This is a genomic window from Paenibacillus hunanensis, from assembly GCF_014645615.1.
In the GTDB taxonomy this organism is placed as follows: domain Bacteria; phylum Bacillota; class Bacilli; order Paenibacillales; family Paenibacillaceae; genus Saccharibacillus; species Saccharibacillus hunanensis.
Map to the genome: position 1 here is coordinate 110,656 of NZ_BMMB01000006.1, position 18,365 is coordinate 129,020.

At 46.3% G+C, this 18,365-nt stretch carries 15 protein-coding genes; 10 read left to right on the plus strand and 5 right to left on the minus strand.

Features of this window, described 5'->3' with window-relative positions; all coding sequences use genetic code 11:
• Window positions 1-138: 138 nt before the first annotated feature.
• The 4 genes from IEX62_RS14070 to IEX62_RS14085 all read left to right on the plus strand — a co-directional run bounded on the left by IEX62_RS14070 (window position 139) and on the right by IEX62_RS14085 (window position 6,002).
• Complete coding sequence (locus tag IEX62_RS14070) at window positions 139-1,107, plus strand: Ppx/GppA phosphatase family protein (RefSeq protein WP_188776176.1); 969 nt, start codon at window positions 139-141, stop codon at window positions 1,105-1,107.
• 912 nt (window positions 1,108-2,019) lie between these two features.
• Complete coding sequence (locus tag IEX62_RS14075) at window positions 2,020-3,393, plus strand: GntP family permease (protein WP_188776177.1); 1,374 nt, start codon at window positions 2,020-2,022, stop codon at window positions 3,391-3,393.
• Between the two features lie 42 nt (window positions 3,394-3,435).
• Window positions 3,436-5,016 (plus strand): gluconokinase, encoded by a 1,581-nt coding sequence (gntK, locus tag IEX62_RS14080; RefSeq protein WP_188776178.1) that lies wholly within the window; start codon window positions 3,436-3,438, stop codon window positions 5,014-5,016.
• A 515-nt stretch (window positions 5,017-5,531) separates the two neighbouring features.
• Complete coding sequence (locus tag IEX62_RS14085; protein ID WP_188776179.1) at window positions 5,532-6,002, plus strand: GNAT family N-acetyltransferase; 471 nt, start codon at window positions 5,532-5,534, stop codon at window positions 6,000-6,002.
• A 22-nt stretch (window positions 6,003-6,024) separates the two neighbouring features.
• On the opposite strand, the gene IEX62_RS14090 is transcribed toward IEX62_RS14085, so the two are convergent.
• Complete coding sequence (locus IEX62_RS14090; protein WP_229685788.1) at window positions 6,025-6,585, minus strand: GNAT family N-acetyltransferase; 561 nt, start codon at window positions 6,583-6,585, stop codon at window positions 6,025-6,027.
• A gap of 256 nt (window positions 6,586-6,841) precedes the next feature.
• Between IEX62_RS14090 and IEX62_RS14095 the strand changes: the two genes are divergently transcribed.
• From IEX62_RS14095 to IEX62_RS14105, 3 genes are all read left to right on the plus strand, one after another.
• Window positions 6,842-8,305 carry a carboxylesterase/lipase family protein gene (locus IEX62_RS14095; RefSeq protein WP_188776181.1) on the plus strand — a complete coding sequence of 488 codons (1,464 nt, stop codon included), beginning with the start codon at window positions 6,842-6,844 and terminating at the stop codon, window positions 8,303-8,305.
• 788 nt (window positions 8,306-9,093) lie between these two features.
• Window positions 9,094-10,155 (plus strand): HD-GYP domain-containing protein, encoded by a 1,062-nt coding sequence (locus IEX62_RS14100; protein WP_229685790.1) that lies wholly within the window; start codon window positions 9,094-9,096, stop codon window positions 10,153-10,155.
• 149 nt (window positions 10,156-10,304) lie between these two features.
• Window positions 10,305-10,868 (plus strand): GNAT family N-acetyltransferase, encoded by a 564-nt coding sequence (locus tag IEX62_RS14105; protein WP_229685792.1) that lies wholly within the window; start codon window positions 10,305-10,307, stop codon window positions 10,866-10,868.
• 376 nt (window positions 10,869-11,244) lie between these two features.
• On the opposite strand, the gene IEX62_RS14110 is transcribed toward IEX62_RS14105, so the two are convergent.
• Window positions 11,245-11,958 (minus strand): S-layer homology domain-containing protein, encoded by a 714-nt coding sequence (locus IEX62_RS14110; RefSeq protein WP_308422646.1) that lies wholly within the window; start codon window positions 11,956-11,958, stop codon window positions 11,245-11,247.
• Between the two features lie 440 nt (window positions 11,959-12,398).
• Between IEX62_RS14110 and IEX62_RS14115 the strand changes: the two genes are divergently transcribed.
• Window positions 12,399-12,575: a hypothetical protein gene (locus tag IEX62_RS14115; RefSeq protein WP_188776183.1), complete on the plus strand. Its 177-nt coding sequence runs from the start codon at window positions 12,399-12,401 to the stop codon at window positions 12,573-12,575.
• 114 nt (window positions 12,576-12,689) lie between these two features.
• Window positions 12,690-13,496, plus strand: a complete 807-nt coding sequence (locus tag IEX62_RS14120; RefSeq protein WP_188776184.1) for an alpha/beta hydrolase — start codon at window positions 12,690-12,692, stop codon at window positions 13,494-13,496.
• Between the two features lie 436 nt (window positions 13,497-13,932).
• Here IEX62_RS14120 and IEX62_RS14125 read toward each other — a convergent pair whose 3' ends face one another.
• From IEX62_RS14125 to IEX62_RS14135, 3 genes are all read right to left on the minus strand, one after another.
• Window positions 13,933-15,015, minus strand: a complete 1,083-nt coding sequence (locus IEX62_RS14125; RefSeq protein ID WP_188776185.1) for a mechanosensitive ion channel family protein — start codon at window positions 15,013-15,015, stop codon at window positions 13,933-13,935.
• Between the two features lie 382 nt (window positions 15,016-15,397).
• Window positions 15,398-15,658 carry a GlsB/YeaQ/YmgE family stress response membrane protein gene (locus IEX62_RS14130; RefSeq protein ID WP_188776186.1) on the minus strand — a complete coding sequence of 87 codons (261 nt, stop codon included), beginning with the start codon at window positions 15,656-15,658 and terminating at the stop codon, window positions 15,398-15,400.
• 320 nt (window positions 15,659-15,978) lie between these two features.
• A complete protein-coding gene (locus tag IEX62_RS14135) occupies window positions 15,979-16,878 on the minus strand; it encodes a manganese catalase family protein (RefSeq protein WP_188776187.1) in 900 nt (299 codons plus the stop codon).
• A gap of 454 nt (window positions 16,879-17,332) precedes the next feature.
• Between IEX62_RS14135 and deoR the strand changes: the two genes are divergently transcribed.
• Complete coding sequence (gene deoR, locus IEX62_RS14140; RefSeq protein WP_188776188.1) at window positions 17,333-18,271, plus strand: DNA-binding transcriptional repressor DeoR; 939 nt, start codon at window positions 17,333-17,335, stop codon at window positions 18,269-18,271.
• The last annotated feature ends 94 nt before the right edge of the window (window positions 18,272-18,365 follow it).

The window sequence follows — 18,365 nt, forward strand, 5'->3', positions numbered from 1 at the left end:
CACGGTGGAAATCCCCGTCTGTTCCTGATAAAATCATAAACAAATTAGCGTTTGGCTTCACCGGAATATGATTTGATGAAGGAGGAACTCGTTAATGGCGATGTTTGAATCACAGGATGCGTTCATGGCGAGGATACAATGAGCGATCATCGTAACCGGCTTGGAGTCATTGACATCGGCTCAAATTCGATCCGACTCATTATTTATGAGGCAGGTAGTGATCGAACATGCCGCATGGTGCATAAGGCAAAGGAAACCGTGCGCCTCGGTGTGAATAGGGATGAGCAGGGAAATCTGAGCGAACAGGATATCCAGACCGTTATTCCCATTTTGCAAAAATTCAAAAGTATCTGTACCGCTAACCGAGCAGATGATATTCGCGCTGTCGCGACAGCGGCAGTCCGCCAATCTGCCAATACCGAGCAGATTACCGCAACCTGGAAGCAGGAAACAGGTATACATGTGCAAATTCTGTCCGGTGAGGAAGAAGCGTATTACGGCTTCCTCGGTGTAACCCGCTCGATGCCTGCCCATGTGCAGGAAGGCTTTATCGTCGATATTGGCGGAGGAAGTACAGAAATCTCTTATTTTAAAGGCGATCAGCTGCTGCACAGCACGTCATTGCCGTGCGGAGCAGTGAACATGACCATACAAAACGGCGGCCGCGACCGCTGGTCAGATACATCGTGCGATCAACTCGAACGCAAGTTGCTCACGATGCTGGAGCAATACCCGTGGACTGGCGAGCACCAAGGCTTACCACTGATCGGATTAGGCGGAGGAATTCGCGCACTGGCTCGAATGGAACGCGAACGCCGCCACCAATCCAAGCCCGCAGGCGATCCATACACCATCGAACCGGATACGATCCGTTTCTACGCGGATGCGCTCGCTAACCTGAGCGTCGAAGAACGAATCAACCAATTCGACCTCGCCGCCGACCGAGCCGACATCATCGTAGCCGGAACCATGATCCTACGTACCGTTTTCGACCATATGGACTGCAATCTCCTGCTAGCCAGCTGGCGCGGCTTGAGCGACGGACTCGCTCATCATACGATGAACATGACCCCTCAAGCAGACGAACGACCAGTCAACGGACGCTGAGCTAGTATAGTTCTCGTTCGAGCAGGCAATGTTAGGCGAGAAATCAGTATGCAGCCACTTATCCATTCGCACTGATCCGCCCAATCTCCACCGGCATTTCAGCTTGTCTGAGCTACTGTTGGGGTTGTTCATTTAGTAGTGCGGATACCAACCGTCCTATCATTGGACAATGAAATGCGCGATTATTTTCATTGAGTAAGCTTAAAAGCTTTTCAAGGTCTATTCAGACTTTGGAAAGCTTTTTTTGTGTTATTTTGCTGTTGATTATCTTCCCATTAAGAAAGGTAGAGGTACGCTCATTAACAGTAGTTACAAAAAGCGAGATAGCGGGTTCATGAACAGATTAGGCTGTTTTTTTAATGCGTAGATACTTATCTATTTAGGTATTTAAGGATTTTAAGATTTAAGTATTCAAAGATTTAAGTATTCAAGGATTCAAAAATTAGTTTTTAGAATTTAGCGGTAAGGATCTCAGGTTCAATTATTTGGTTTGTAAGTTTTTTATAAGTTCTTTCAGGCCAGATTCTGAAGTTATGTGCATGGATGTGGACTCAGCACAGAACGAAGGGAAGGAAATAAGGGGTAAGGACTCCTTTGGAGGGGCGGGAATCTTCATTCTTTCCCAATTCCAAAAGATTCCCGCGGCTCCACCCGAGTCCGTCCCCTTATTCCTTCCCGGAGTGGTGCCCCTCCACTCCACCTCAAAACTCCAAATCCCCAACTTTGCAAGCGCTATCCTCCTCACGCCTCATTTATCTTCTGCTGACAAGCCGTTTAAACACCAAATAAATAAGGGTAATAAGGCAAAGGCAATATGCCTTTAATGACATGGTATTACGTACTACAGCTCATAAAAATGCTGTATACATAGCACGTCATGCACTATATATTCGGAACGGAGGACATGGTCGTATGTATTCTATTTTTGGACTAAGCCATGAATGGACGTTGCTTGTATGGGCGCTGGTGGCAATAGCGATATTGATTGTAATGATTGCCCGGTATAAATGGAATCCATTTGTCGTCCTGTTGCTGGCATCGTTATTCCTGGGATTGATCATCGGAATGAAGCCGCTGGATGTGGTCGATTCCGTACAAAGTGGATTAGGTGGAACGCTTGGCTCGATTGCGATCGTTATTGGACTGGGTACAATGCTCGGTAAAATGATGGCAGAATCCGGTGGAGCAGAGCAGATTGCGACGACGCTGATTGATCGTTTTGGAGAGAAGCGTGTGCCGTGGGCAATGCTGGTAGTCGGCTTAATCGTCGGAATGCCGGTCTTTTTTGAGGTGGGCATTATTTTGCTCATTCCGATTTTATTTACCGTTATTCGGAAAACGAATATTTCACTGCTCAAGGTCGGGATTCCGATGCTGGCAGGTCTTTCTACTGTACACGGTCTATTGCCGCCACACCCGGCACCGATGATCGCGATTAATGCGTTTCAGGCCAATATTGGCACGACGATTATGTATGCACTCATTGTCGGGATTCCGACTGCGATTATTGCCGGGCCATTGTTTGGTACATATATCGGCAATCGGATTGTTGTACAACCAGCTGCTGGACTGTCCGAGCAGTTTTCCTCCAGTCGGCAGGATCAGCCGGAACGTAAGCTGCCAAGCTTTGGGCTGACATTGCTGACGATTCTAATGCCGGTTATTTTGATGCTGACCGGCTCGATTACGGAGATTGTTGCACCGGATAGTGGTAGTGGTCTTGCGGTCTTTTTCCGCTTTATCGGTAATGAAGTGGTAGCGATGTTTATTGCAACGGTATTTGCCTTTTTCTCATTGGGGTTTGCCCAGGGCTTTACCAAAGAGCAGATTTCCAAGTTTGCCAGTGAGTGTCTGGCACCGACGGCTTCGATCATTTTGATCATTGGTGGCGGTGGTGCATTCAAGCAGGTGCTGATCGATAGCGGTGTAGGTGATGCGATTGCGCATGTGGCGACCTCTGCACATGTGAATGTCGTTGTGTTTGCCTTCCTTGTGGCAGCATTGATTCGTGTAGCTACAGGCTCGGCAACGGTCGCAATGACTACGGCTGCTGGTATTGTCGCGCCTGTGCTTGCACTCACCCCGGGAGCGAATATCGAGCTGGTTGTACTGGCAACGGGTGCGGGCTCGCTCATTCTATCTCATGTAAATGATGCAGGCTTCTGGATGGTCAAGGAATTCTTCAATATGTCCGTCCCGCAGACGCTCAAATCGTGGACAGTGATGGAGACGATTCTATCGCTGGTAGCATTTGTATTGATTTTGCTTTTAAATAGTATTGTATAAGCTAGAGGACGAGCCATAGTATAGGAGAGGCGGGAGCAGACAATGAGCACAGGCAAATATATGATTGGTGTTGATATTGGCACAACGAGCACGAAGGCTGTTTTATTTGAAGAAAGCGGGAAAATTGTTGCACAGGGCAGTGTGGAGTATCCGCTGCACACACCGGTTCCTTCTGTTGCAGAGCAGGACCCGGAGCAGCTATTTCGAGCGGTAATCAATTCGGTGCGTCAGGTGATGGATAAGAGCGAACGTAGCGCGGACGATATTTTATTCGTATCGTTCAGCTCGGCGATGCATAGTATGCTCGTTGTGGACGATCAGGGAAAGCCGCTCACACAGGCGATCACCTGGGCGGATAATCGCAGTGCCGCCTACTGGCGTAAGCTTAAAGAAAGTGGCAAGGGTCAGGAAATCTACATGCGTACCGGTACACCGATTCATCCGATGTCACCGCTCACGAAGATCATGTGGATTACAGCTGAGAAGCAGGAGATCGCGAAGGCAGCTCACAAATATATTTCGATCAAGGAATATATCTTTTTACGATTGTTCGGTGAATATGTTGCTGACCATTCGATGGCATCGGCGACTGGATTGATGAATCTGGAAAAGCTGGACTGGGATGAGGAAGCATTGGAAGTAGCAGGTATTACGCGTGATCATCTGTCCAAGCTCGTGCCAACAACGCAGGTGATGAACGGTCTGCATGGCACCTATGCTTCGGAAATGGGATTATCGCCATCTGTTCCATTTGTACTCGGTGCAAGTGATGGTGTGCTGTCCAATCTGGGTGTCGGCGCGATTGATCCAGGCGTTGTTGCCGTAACGATTGGTACAAGCGGTGCGATTCGTACGGTGACGGATAAGCCGGTTACCGATCCGAAAGGACGCTTTTTCTGCTATGCATTAACTGAGGATCGCTGGGTTATCGGTGGGCCGGTCAATAATGGTGGGATCATTTTCCGCTGGATTCGTGATGAGTTTGCGGCGTCCGAGGTGGAGACAGCGAAGCGGCTTGGACTGAGTGCATACGAGGTATTGACCCGAATTGCGGAAAAGGTCGACCCTGGCGCAGATGGGCTACTGTTCCATCCGTATCTGTCTGGCGAACGTGCGCCGCTCTGGAATCCAGATGCACGCGGCTCATTCTTCGGACTGGCGCTGCATCATAAGAAGGAGCATATGATTCGTGCGGCACTGGAGGGTGTACTGTTTAATCTGTATACGGTTATGCTGGCAATCGAGGAGCAGATCGGTGTACCGAAGAAAATTCACGCTACAGGCGGCTTTGCCCGCTCAGAGCTGTGGCGTCAGATGATGGCGGATATTTTTGATCAGCCTGTCATTGTACCGGAAAGTATTGAAAGCTCCTGTCTGGGTGCAGCAGTACTCGGTCTGTACGCAACAGGTCGGATCAAATCACTGGATGCGGTATCCAGTATGATCGGTACAACATATGAGCATCGACCATATAAGGAGCATGCCTCCATCTACCGCGAGCTGCTGCCGATCTATATTCGCATCTCACGTAAATTTGCTGAGGATTATGAGGATATTAGCGAATTCCAGCAACGGATGCTGGAGAAGCGTGGAGAGAAGGAGCCGGAAAAGAGTGATCTGTAAGAGAAGCAAGCAGGGTCGCTTTTGTACAGCTATTTTCTAGAAGTTGGGTGTCACCACGTTAGTCACTTCGAGATCGCTACCTTGTAGACAGCAGGCATCAGCTCTAATGAAGCCGCGTTTACTTGGCGCATGAGCTGGAAATTGAGTAAGCATAAATAGAATAAGTAATAATAAAGACGGGCAATCTACAGACGATAAAGGACTGTGGATCGCCCGTCTTTAGATTGGTAGGCAGGTCATTCAGATGAGAGTGTATAAGCTCCTTTACAGAATCGTAGATATGAAATGCAGAGCCGAGAGTGAGATCATGAAGCGCGGTATATGAAGTCTCATTTGTATACCATTCATGCCGTATCAATTTCCGTGCTCGCTGGATTTATGATAACGGTAAAGCTACAATGAATAAAGGAATACAATACCAGCTTAGCTATACAGATTTCGACGAGGCCGTACATAGTTATTTTCTACAATTGAATATCCCTTACAGCATGTGTAGACGAGAGGAGCTAGAGCAGATGATCGAATTAATACCGATGAATACGGAGCAGTTTATGACATTTCGGGAGCAATCGATGAATGATTTTGCAGCGGAAAAGGTTGCTGCGGGTGAATGGCAGGAAAGTGATGCGTTAGAGCAGGCGATCCAATCCTTTGCTAAATATTTGCCAAATGGTCTGGAGACGGAGGGCGCCTTTATTTATAATGTGCGCGATAGCCAGAGTCAGGAGGATGTGGGCTATTTGTGGGTACAGGTGAATGAGACACCACGGGGTAAAATTGCGTTTATTTACGATATTCTTATTGGGGAGCCGTATCAAAATAAAGGCTATGGTACAGGGACGATGCTCGCGCTAGAACAGGCGATGAAGGAGCAAGAGGTGCAGCGTATTGATCTGCATGTGTTCGGGCATAACGATCGTGCGCTGCATGTGTATCAAAAGGTAGGCTATCATATTACCGATTACCATATGTCCAAAGCATTATAATACACATCAAACAACCGGAGGCTTACATGCCCTCCGGTTGTTTGATCATACGCTCGTAAGCATGACCGCCGATCTCGATACAGCCGTCTGGCACATAGCCAAGTCGCTCATACAAGGCTCTGGCTCTGCTGTTCTCTACATCCACGATCAGTAATACTTTAGGATGTCCCAGCCGCACTGCTTGCTGCTCAAATTCACGAATAAGCTGTGTACCGAGTCCCTGTCCTTGAAAGGAAGGATGTACCGCAATCGAATCGAGATAGTATTCATCTGCTCTTGCTTCAGGGATGATGCCGTCATCTGGCAAGCCCAGCTGCTGCAAACGCTGCTTGATCGGCGCATCCAGCTGTTCAATATCTTTTCCATGATAAGCAAGCACGAAGCCTGCAATTGTGCCATCACGTTCCAGTACACTTACCTGATCATGACTTAAACGATTCCCCTTTTGACGGAAAAAGGATTCCAGTACGTCCAGCATCTCTGCTTCATCTGTAGCGCCAGTCAGTACATAACCAATCTCACCAATCGCGGAGCTAATCAGCGGAATGACAGCTGATGCATCCTGAGGTGTAGCTTTACGCATTCCAATCCCTCCTCTACTTTGTCGTGGCATGGATCACCATCATTTTGTATGTAAGCTGAGCGTTATCGAACTAGCTCAAACGCCACTTCTTATTATATCACAGCCCATGTCATAGTCTTCAAAGGCAATCGTGATGACGACAGCTAACAGCGTTTATTTGTATTTAAACAGGCGGAATTTGTGACGCTTCGTCTCTATATGTTTAAATGAATATATAGGCATACGCACTTATAAACCGGAAGGATGGAGATCAGTCATGGAAAATACGCTCATTCGCACGCAGTATGGAGAGGTTCAAGGGATCCGTCAAGATGGTGCTGTTATTTGGAGAGGCATTCCGTATGCTGAACCCCCTGTTGGAGATTTACGTTTTCAGCCGCCACAACCACCCAAGCCGTGGCAGGAGCCGCGTGATGCGACACAATTTGGCCCGGTATGTGAACAGCCGGATAGCGAGCTGGAGCAAGCTTTTCCTGCTCATGTTCGTCCTGTGAAGTCAGAGGATTGTCTGTATCTGAATATCTGGGCTTCGGATACCTCCACACCGGATCGTCCGGTCATGGTCTGGATTCATGGCGGCGCATTCGTCACGGGCGCGGGTAGTCTGCCATTTTATGATGGAACATCCTTTGCGGTAAATGGAGATATGGTCGTGGTGACGATTAACTATCGTCTGGGGCCGCTTGGTTTCCTGGATCTATCTTCGTATGGTATGCCCGACTCAGCGAATCTTGGATTACAGGATCAGATCGCTGCACTTAACTGGGTACGTTCTAATATTGCTGCCTTCGGCGGTGATCCAGAACGAATTACAGTGTTCGGCGAATCGGCTGGAGCGATGAGTGTTGCTTCACTGCTGGCCATGCCAGCTGCAAAAGGCTTGTTCCGCGCTGCGATTATGCAGAGTGGCGCTTCCCAGGTGCTGGCGCCAAGCACAGCGCGCGGCGTGACCGAGGCGATGATTCGCACGCTCGGCGGTCAAGCAGGTGATGCCTCCGTATTGATGGACGCATCGGCACAACAATTGCTGCAAGCCGCTTCGCGTTTACATGAATCGAGTGAAGCGGGTCTGCTCACGATGCCATTCCAGCCTGTACTGCATGCACAGACCTTACCTGTAGAGCCTGTACGAGCGATTCAGGATGGCGCAGCCAAAGGTATTGCGCTAATGATCGGAACGAATCAGGATGAAGGACGTTTGTTCATCAATCGCTCAGAACATATGATGGATAAAGGAGTAGCGGGACAACGTCTCGAAGCGATGACCGGTCAGGACGTCGAGCTGCTGCTGGAGCGTTACCCGGAAACGATAGAAGGTCAGGCGCAGATTTTGACCGATCTATTCTTCTGGCGTGCAGCGATCCAGTACGCTGAAGCCCAGCTTACGCATGCACCTGTGTGGATGTATCGCTTCGACTGGAACCAGCCTGGACATGACTTTTTCGGTACGGCCACTCATGCAACCGAAATTCCGTTCGTATTCAACAATACTGCTGTGCTAGAGCGCTCCGGCGTGAAGCTAGATGAACAGACCGTTAATCTGGCTAATCAAATGCAGCGAGCATGGATTACCTTTGCCCATACGGCAACACCAACGACACTGGAAATTCCATGGACGGATTACAATAAGCACGACCGTACAACCATGATCTTCAATCGTGAAATCGAACTTGCCCACGACCCGGACGGTGAAAAGCGTCTTGCATTGATCGGTGAGTAAGCTCAGATAGCGATGAGTACATGCAAATAACGATCAGCTACATGTATGATTAGCCTATGCAGTTCAAGGCTTGGTAATAAAAAATAACGTAGAATGGTAATGCCTTGCGCCAGTAGAGTTGTTATACAATACTGATGCTCGCAGGGGTTGCTTACATTATCTCACAAGTATAAAAGAGCAGTGCCTATGGGTGCTGCTCTTTTGGTTTATATCCGAATACACGCTAGATGAATGATACCGTAGCAATTAAAAATGATATCGTAGGAATTGAAGTAAACACACAATAGAAATCTTCAGCTATGCAATGAATCGAGCAAAGCCTTTTATGCAAATGAGTTAATACTTATCTATGAATAACGCAGTATTCATCCCATTATGCTAAACTGGAATTTGGACTTCGACGAAGTTGGGTTCTCATTTATATTGTATATAGATGATGTACTTGAATTATACATAAACTTGTATCAATGCGAGATGTAGAGAACAGAGAGAAGGAAATCCGTGAGTTCGTTCACTGGTTGCTTGGCGGAGTGGTCAATATTGCCAAGCAATGGGTTCTGTAAGCCTAATCTAGTGCAAAAGGTAACGAACCTATGCGTAAACATGTACACATTCTTTGTATGATTGAGCAGTAAGTTCTATAACATTCCCCCTCTTTCTATCCGATAAAGAGTATTATTTAGCAAGCGTCAAAACATGCCGAATTGTTACATAGTTAGCGCTTTATCTGCATATTTTGCATGATTGAAGTTGCATCCGATCCAGCATAACGAATGAATAACGGAGGGATGATTTTGCTCATACATATTGATGAAGTCAAACAGGGAGACCGTCTGTCTGCCGATGCATTTAACCGTTCCGGTGTACCTTTGCTCAAGCAGGGCACAATTTTATCACTGGACGATATTACATTATTGATGCGCCATCGCCTTGACTATGTAGATATCGATCATAGCGCTGTTGCAACTAGCGCAGCATCTACAGCCGCTGTCGCAGATTTACCAGCGATGCCGAATATGTTGCGACAAAGTATCGAAATGTCATTACAGACGTATCAGTCTCTATTTTTAGAATCGCTAACCAAAGGACGGTTCAGCGCCGATCTGACGGATCGCTTGCTTGATCCGCTGTTGCTTGATGTGGATCGCAAAAAGGATGTCGTTTCCCTACTGCTAATGCTAGAAGAAGAGGACGATCATATTTATAGCCATTCTCTCAAAGTAGGCTTGCTTAGCTATTACATTGCAGGCTGGCTGGGGCACAGCGAAGAGGAGTGCTATCGGATTAGTCGTGCCGGTTATTTACATGATATCGGCAAAAGTAGACTGCCTTCGATCTTACGTAACGGCAAGGCGAATATGAATCCGTCCGAGCTGAAGGAATATCGCAAGCATACACAATATGGCTACGATCTGATCATGGATTCGCTCAAGGACAAGGTGACCGCACTGGTCGCATTGCAGCATCATGAGCGCGGAGATGGAAGCGGTTATCCGCAGCGATTGTACAAAAATGGTATTCATGCGTACACTCGCATCGTATCGGTTGCTGATGAATTTATTAATATGGCAGTTGTGAATGAGGACGGTAGCAAACAGGGCTTGATTCGTATTTTGCAAAATATTTATGAACTGGGCTTCTCCAAGCTGCATGAGCAACCTGTACAGGCACTGATCTATCATATGTCGCCGAATCTGGTCGGCAAGCGAGTGGAGCTGGACAATGGTGAGAACGGTACAATTGTGCTGGCGAATCAAACCGATCTATTCCGTCCACTTGTGCAAATTGGTGAGCAGTTTATTGATCTAGCGAAGCAAAGACAGGTTAATATTCGTAAGGTGTTCATTTAAACACATCGATCAAACAATGGAATGGGCAAGTATAAAGTAATCACCCCGCATATATCTAAAATAGTCATTGTCCTGGGGCAATGGCTATTTTTTTATAGGTGCTCATATTACAATGGTACCAACAACACAGTCATAGCATAGGAGGTATTATGGATACCATTCAACGATACGAGGATGGCCTACTCGCAATCCGACAGATGACAGAAGCAGATACACACCGAATATGGGAGCTAGCTTTTCAAGAGGAAAGTCCACAATGGAAAAAATGGGATGCCCCTTATTATGCTCATCAAGCGCTAACCTATGAACAGTTTCTTGAACAGAAAAAGGTACAAATGATCGATAATCCAGCACGCTGGGCGATTGAAGTGGATGGCGAACTGATCGGAATGGTTAGCTATTACTGGGAGCATGAGGAATCGCTGTGGCTGGAGATGGGCATTGTGATTTTTCAGCCGGACTATTGGAGTGGCGGTTACGGGACGCGTGCACTTCGGTTATGGATCAATCATTTATTCCAGACGATGCCGCTTGTGCGAGTTGGTTATACGACATGGTCAGGCAATGAGCGCATGATTCAGGTTGGTTATAAGCTGGGTATGACGATGGAGGCACGTCTGCGTAAATGTAGATTGTATGAAGGTGTCTATTATGATTCGATTCGGATGGGCATGCTGCGTGAGGAATGGGAGCAGCAAACCGAGCAGCAATAGTTATAATGTGGTAGTCACAGATAAGGACTAAAGGTTAGCCTGCGATGTATAAGTATCGCACGCTTTGCGATTCACAGAGAAGAATGGATAAAACGGATTACTACTGTAGCGGATAGATAACGAATATACGAATGCAATAAATAACATGCTACAAAATAACGGTATACGTACAAGACATACACATAATAAATCATGCACAATACAAGTGCATGATTATATTGACTGCAAAATGAAAAGCCCGCGTACCCGATATCCGTCTGGATGATCCGGCACGCGGGCTTTTTACATATAGTACAGCTTATACCATACCAATATTAGCACATACAGCTACACAGCTTGCATCATACCGATATCAGCACATACAGCATAGCGCGTATTATTTGCTTTCCCCTGTGCTATCACTTGGCTCAAACATTCCACCGCTATTTTGCGCCTGATTCGTCAGCTCCGGATGCTTTTGCAGGTAGTCGAGTGCATTGTAGATCATAACAGCTGCTTCCGCGCGAGTGATCGATTCTTTTGGATTGAATTTACCGCTACTATCCAGCGCGTTTACCTTGAGCGCGAGTGAACGCTGGATTGCACCTTGATAGTCTGCGGTAATTTTCGATTCATCGGCAATGGCAACTGGATCGATTTTGAACATGGGCAGATTGCCTGCTTTTTGCATCGCTTCCATCAGGTAATTGGTGAACTGCTCACGAGTAAGCTTGGCAGCTGGATCGACTTCACGTGGAACATCGATGCCATTCAGCGTTGCGATAATGAACGCATCCGAATACCATACGCCATCCTTCACCTTGGTATAGGAATCGCTCGCTTGCGGTGCTTTGATAAATTGGAATTCTGCCAGGCTCAGCTGGAAGCTCTTCACGAGCATCTGTACGCCCTGTGCAGTGCTCAACGTTTGCTCTGGTTTGAATTGTGTAGCGGTTACGCCGCTAATGAAGCCACGTTCCTGCAACGATTCAATCTTTTCTTTTCCATCCACTTTTGCGATATCGCTGAATTGACTGGCTGCCAATGCATTCACCCCGATCGATAGTGTTAATACGGATGCCACAGCTAGTGAAGCCCATTTGTATTTCATTGTTATTCCCCTCTCTTTTTTCGAATTATATTCCTTATTCTTCCTGCTTACTCTATTAACGCTTAGCTCGTTCAGATTGTTGCACACGTTCGATACTTTTAATTATAAATCATAAAAATACGAATCAGTCTATAGTCACATGTAAAGAATGCTAACTAAGTGGTACTTTGGCATAGAGCTGTTACCGAACTATGTCGAAGGTTATGGGAAAAGTATCCGAGCTAAGACCCAGCAGGTTGGGTCTATTGATTCATTTATAGGAATTAATCCAAAATATGTATTTAAACTATTTTCAATAGGAAGATTTGGGGGTATAACTATAGTAACTTAAATGACATATGGTACTACCGGATAGGACTTCCTAGGAAGTGCTCCTACACATTCAATAATAAAATGAAGAATATAAAAACTGCGCATGAGCGAACAGGAGGGTGAACGATATGATTATCAACTTGAGCGTGCATCAGATGACACCATACAATCACCAGCAATTCAGACCGCAGACAACATCTGTCGAAACGAAATCGGCAAACACACATGGTGGTCAAAGCTTTGAAGAATTGCTGAGTGCACAAATGGCTGGTAGCACAGGCATTACGACTTCTCGCAAACGCTAAAACAATGAACACATGAATACGATATACGTCTGATTACATATGGACAGCTACCTTTGCGGTAAGCTGTCCTTTTTATTATGATAGAAGAGAATACAAATTCAGGGAGGTTACATAATGGCGTTGATTCAATGCGACTTTTATTCAGAAGTGCTCGGTTTATCTACATCGATGAATGTCATTTTACCGCAGGAAACGCAAACCCAGATCGGTATGGAGGGAAAAGCCAGCAGTGGTAAGCATCCAACCTTGTATTTATTGCACGGGCTATCTGACGATCATTCGATCTGGTTGCGCCGTACATCGATTGAGCGTTATGCAGCAGCCTATGGTATTGCTATCGTGATGCCGAATGCGCATCGGAGCTTTTATACCGATATGAAGGAAGGCGGACAATATTTTACGTTTATGACGGAAGAATTGCCGCGTCTGGCAGAATCCTTTTTCCCATTGTCTACGCTTCGTGAAGATCGTTTTGTTGCAGGGCTGTCTATGGGAGGCTATGGAGCGTTCAAGCTCGGCATGAGCCTGCCACATCGTTATGCAGCCGCAGCGAGTTTGTCTGGTGCAACCGATCTGAAGCATATGTATAATGTACGTGCTCAAGGTGATCCTGTCTGGAAAGCAGAGGTATATCGTATGTTCGGTACGCTGGAAGAGATGCAGGGAGGGCCCAATGATCTGTTCCATCTAGCAACCGAGCTGGCGAAGCTCAAGTCTGCGGACATTCCGAAGCTGTATCAGTGCTGTGGTACAGAGGATTTTCTATACGAGGGTAATATTGAGTTCCGTGATCACGTACGTAAGCTGGGATTGGAACTGACGTATGAGGAAGAGCGAGGCACGCATGAATGGGGCTACTGGGATATGAAGATTCAGAATGTGCTGGAATGGTTGCCAATTCGTCAACAGCAGCGTGTGTAAATACAAGTGGAGCAAGCTTGTCTATCTGGCATTCTTATCCTTAATGGTTGAAATATGGAGTAGACAGATGCAAATGGATTCTGATCATACACAATGAGTAGATAAGGTGAATAGGTGGATGTGACCTGTACGCTTCATGCCTACGATCCAAGTCAACCCGCAAGCAAGCGATCCAAGTGAACCTGAATGCTAACTGTATTATTTTGTAGCACTATTTTATTAAGCGCTTCCAAATAAAAGGACAAACTCCAAGCATAAGCAAAATAGCCTAGCTACGGATACGCGCATGATATTCGTAACAAAATATGCATAATAAAAAGCCAGAACCCGCATGTAACCATACGAGTTCTGGCTTTATTATAGTCGATTAAGATTGAACCAATACCTATCACGGTAACAATACATACTATAACAATACATACTATAACAATACCTATTACGCTTGCCCCAATCCCGTCTCTGGCTCCTGTACAAGTACACGCTGCGTTGGATACGCCAGCTTCACATCCTCTTCCTCTAGAATCTGCATCACATACAGATTCAGCTGCTGACGATATTCCAGATTGTCTCCCCAGCCTGGCGAGCGTGTAAAGCACTGTACCATGATCCCAAGACTACTTTCGTAAAACTCATTAAATTTCACCATTACTGTTCCTGGCGCTACAGCTTCGTCCTGCTCCAGATGCTCGGTTAGACGAGTTACCACGCGTTTGATTCGATCACCAGGCGTATGCAGGGATACTTTAATGTTAAAAAAGATTTTCCTTTTCCCCATCTGACTACCGTTTGTAATCGCTGAGGCAGCTAGCTTGGAGTTAGGGACAATGACGAGCGCATCAGTAAAGGTACGAATTTTCGAGCTGCGAAAGGTAATATCCTCTACGATCCCTTCGATATCCGGCGTCGAGATCCAATCTCCTTTTGAAAAGGGCTTTTCCAAAATAATAATAATGCCTGCAATCACATTACTTAGCGATTCCTGCGCAGCAAGAGCGATGGCGAGACTGCCCAGTCCCATTCCAGCTACGACACCGTTAATGCTGAATCCCCATTCAGCACCGACAATTGTCACTACAAGTAAAATAATAATAAACCGAACGACCTTGGATAGAAAAGGAATAATCATGCTGGACGCATCCAGTCCAAAGCGCTTGCCAGCGCCTTCCAGCAGGATAGAGGAGGCAGCAGACACATTGTACAAGCCCCAGCCGAGCAGTGCGATACTGATGCTACGATAAATTTTGTTCACATCAATCACAAAGCTCCATTGCTCATGCATAAAATAGCGTAGTGCCAGATACGTGCCAATCAAAATAAAAAAGTATTGGAGCGGCTTCTCAAATGCCTGTGCCCAGCGAATCAGAGCAGGATGCTCCTTAAAGCGACCGATCACAAAAGCGAATAAATATCGTGTGAACAGCTTACGAAAGGCGAGAAACAGCAGCAAAATCCCAATCGATACAAGTAGATCAATCCAGCGTATGTTGTAATACCCTTGAATGAGCCAGTCGAAATTCATATATCCCATCCTTTATCTATATATGATATGAGGTTATTCATACGGCGCTCCTATTAAAACGTTCTTCTTATGTATTACCCATTTCCGTTCAAGCCGACCTGTGTCTGCGTAATATGCTAATCGACTGATGTGCAATAGAGCCGATGATCGAGCTACAGGATATCAGATCAAGCTCTACAGCGTACAGCGATCCATCTTACCAATCTGTAATTTAATATTCATCCAGCTAGAGTAAGCAGTCTGCCCTGCTTGCTGCATACAAAAAGACCTGCTCCATTACGAAGCAGGTCTTCATATTGTACAGCGGGTTGCTCATCATTCCACCGAAGCCAAATCATGAGCAGCTAGCTGTAATCGTATCTGTGTACGAAATGTATTTCCGTTAGCTACGTGTACGACGCATAGAACGCATAACGAGACTAACTACGAATACAAGGATAACCGCACCGATAATTGCCTGGATTAAGTGGAAGCCACCCAGCTCTGGGCCCCAAGATCCCAACAGCATGTCACCCAACCAACCGCCGATGAAGCCGGCGATAATATTACCGATAACGCCACCTGGAATATCGCGACCGACGATCATACCTGCGATCCAACCAATAATACCACCAACGATTAATGCCCATAACCATCCTAACATATCATTCGCCTCCTCAATGAAGTCAATAACTTTGTTGCGATCGTTGAATGGATTCACCGCATATCCCGATGGCCATCGTTATCGGATTGGATATGCTGCTCAACTCACTCAACAATCTGTCTCGATTATTAATTAACCAACCATAACCAATTTAAACATTATGTTAAAAATTTAATAAATAAATCGCTTCAAATCTGGCATTTTAGCAGCATAACTCTAGGATCATAGTGCTACATACCGCTAGGGTAGCATCATCGCTAACAAACGATTTTCCCTTTCATATCAATGCTTGCTCGGTAACCTGCTATACTCTGAGCAGATTATTTAATATTGGCGCCTTCTTTTAAACGTTTGGAAATCGCATCAAATTCCTCCTGCGAAATACCAGGTGCAAATTCTTCCTCAACTTCCGGATATTCGGGTACAGGTACGCCCTCTGGGAAGCCATGAATAACTTCAAGCGGCTTACCATCCTCCGGGTGCGTTCCTTTCCAGATCTGGTCAATCGCTTTAAAATCTTCCGTGCTGTGTGTGTACAGCTTCGTATGGACACCTTTTTCCTCGTATTTGCGTGCTTCATTAAACGCCTTGTTGCTGAGAGAAGGAACAGGCACGAGCTTCGTTATGTTGACACCGGTCGCGATTTCAAGTGCTTTTGCATAAGCAACGACATGCACGCCACCACGCACAAGCAAAAATCCAACAACCTCACGTGCAGCCGGATGATCTGTCATTTCATATACCTTCATCTTGTGCGTACGTGCGCCGCATTCAAGAAAGAAGTTATGCAGCAGATCCTCGACCAGGTTCCCGCTATTAAATACATGATCACCTGTCCATGGACGACCCATCGAATCGCGTGGCATCGCTCCCTGTGCGCCAGCAAGATAAGGGTAACTGAGACGCATGTTTTTAACCGATTCCAGCGGTGTATCGTCCGGTTCCTTATACGTGGTAGAGCCAGCTTGAATCTTGTTGATGCCGTGTGCGACGAGCTCTACGTGTCCGAGCTCCTCTGCGGTAATGCTGGTGACAAGATCGTAAAACGGTTTGAGCTTGGACTTGTTGCGGAAGTTAAAGGACTGGTACAGATAGTTGTTCAGGGTCGACATTTCACCAAATTTACCACCCAGCAGCTCCTGGACCGCAGCGGCTGCATTCGGATCGGGACGATCTACATCCGGTATTTGGATCATGATCTGGTCAAGCCGTGTAAACATAAGCAATACCTCCATGTCGTTCATATAGGTCATACCAGCAAAGGTGACAGGTGACATCGGCAGGTGAGTTAGATCGCAAGCGGCAAGATTTTGCATAAAAACCGCGGCGGTCTATTCATACACGAACCTACACAACCAATACCCTTAAATGACATTAATAAACATTAATTAAAATCATTTACCAATTTATGCAGAAGGAGTGATTGAGAATGATGTAGATGCAGTCAGGCTTTAGTAACAGGGGAGCCTCGGTAAAATTAGAACAAGTATAGAAATAGCGAAAAGGAGCAAAATGATTCACCCTGACGATAACAGCGAGCCAGCATTTTCATCGAAATTGTAGCGATAACCATGTATAATATGTAAACGGTATAGAGATAGAACGACGGTTCCTGAAGCCTCTCCTTATACGCGATAGGCATATTATTTAATATAGAGATGTGGGATGAGACGTATGGACAATGACAAGCAACGATTAAGCGTAGAAGCAGCACGACTATACTATTTATCCGACTATAGCCAGCAGGAGATTGCGACCCGTCTGGGCGTGTCACGTCCGACGGTATCCAGACTGCTCCAGCTTGCAAAAGAAAAGGGCTATGTGCGCATCGATATCGTTGATCCATTGGAGGATCTGGATGCGCTGGGGGAACAGCTACGCAAGCAATATCGTCTGGAGGCTGTACAGGTATGCTACTCACCTGCTAATGAATATAAAGAAATCCAGCGACATATCAGCAAGCGTGCCGCTGAATATTTGTATGAGATCGTTCAGGATTCGGATATTATCGGTGTAACCTGGGGGCGTACGATGTATTCCGTGGCGCGCCAGCTGGAGCAAAAGCAGGTGCGTGGTGTCGAGGTCGTGCAGCTCAAGGGCGGAGTGAGCCATTCGCATATTAATACGTATGCGGCGGAGACGGTGAATCTGTTTGCCGAAGCATTTCATACGAGCGCGAGGTACTTACCCCTGCCTGTTATTTTCGACAGTATTGAAGTGAAGCGTATGGTCGAAGAGGATCGCCATATCCAGCGTATTATCGAGCTGGGTAGACAGGCGAATATTGCGATCTTTACGGTAGGGACGGTTAAGCAGGATGCGCTGCTGTTCCAGCTTGGTTATTTTAATGAGGAGGAGCAGCGATTACTACAACGTACAGGCGCAGGCGATATTTGCTCACGCTTCTTCGATGCGAACGGTGAAATTTGTAGCCCGGCGATTAATGAGCGGACGGTTGGTATCGATCTGCCTGATTTGCGTAAAAAAGAGAAGTCGATTCTCGTAGCAGGCAGCCAGCGTAAAATCGATGCGATCCGCGCCGCGCTCGTGGGGCGGTATGCGAATATTTTGGTGACGGATCAGTTTACGGCACAGGCGTTGTTGGCGGAGTGAAAAATTAATTTCTACTTTAATATATAAATACTAATTTGAAAATGATCTAAATTTTATAAGTATGTACAATAAGAGTGACAATCCGTTCAATCAG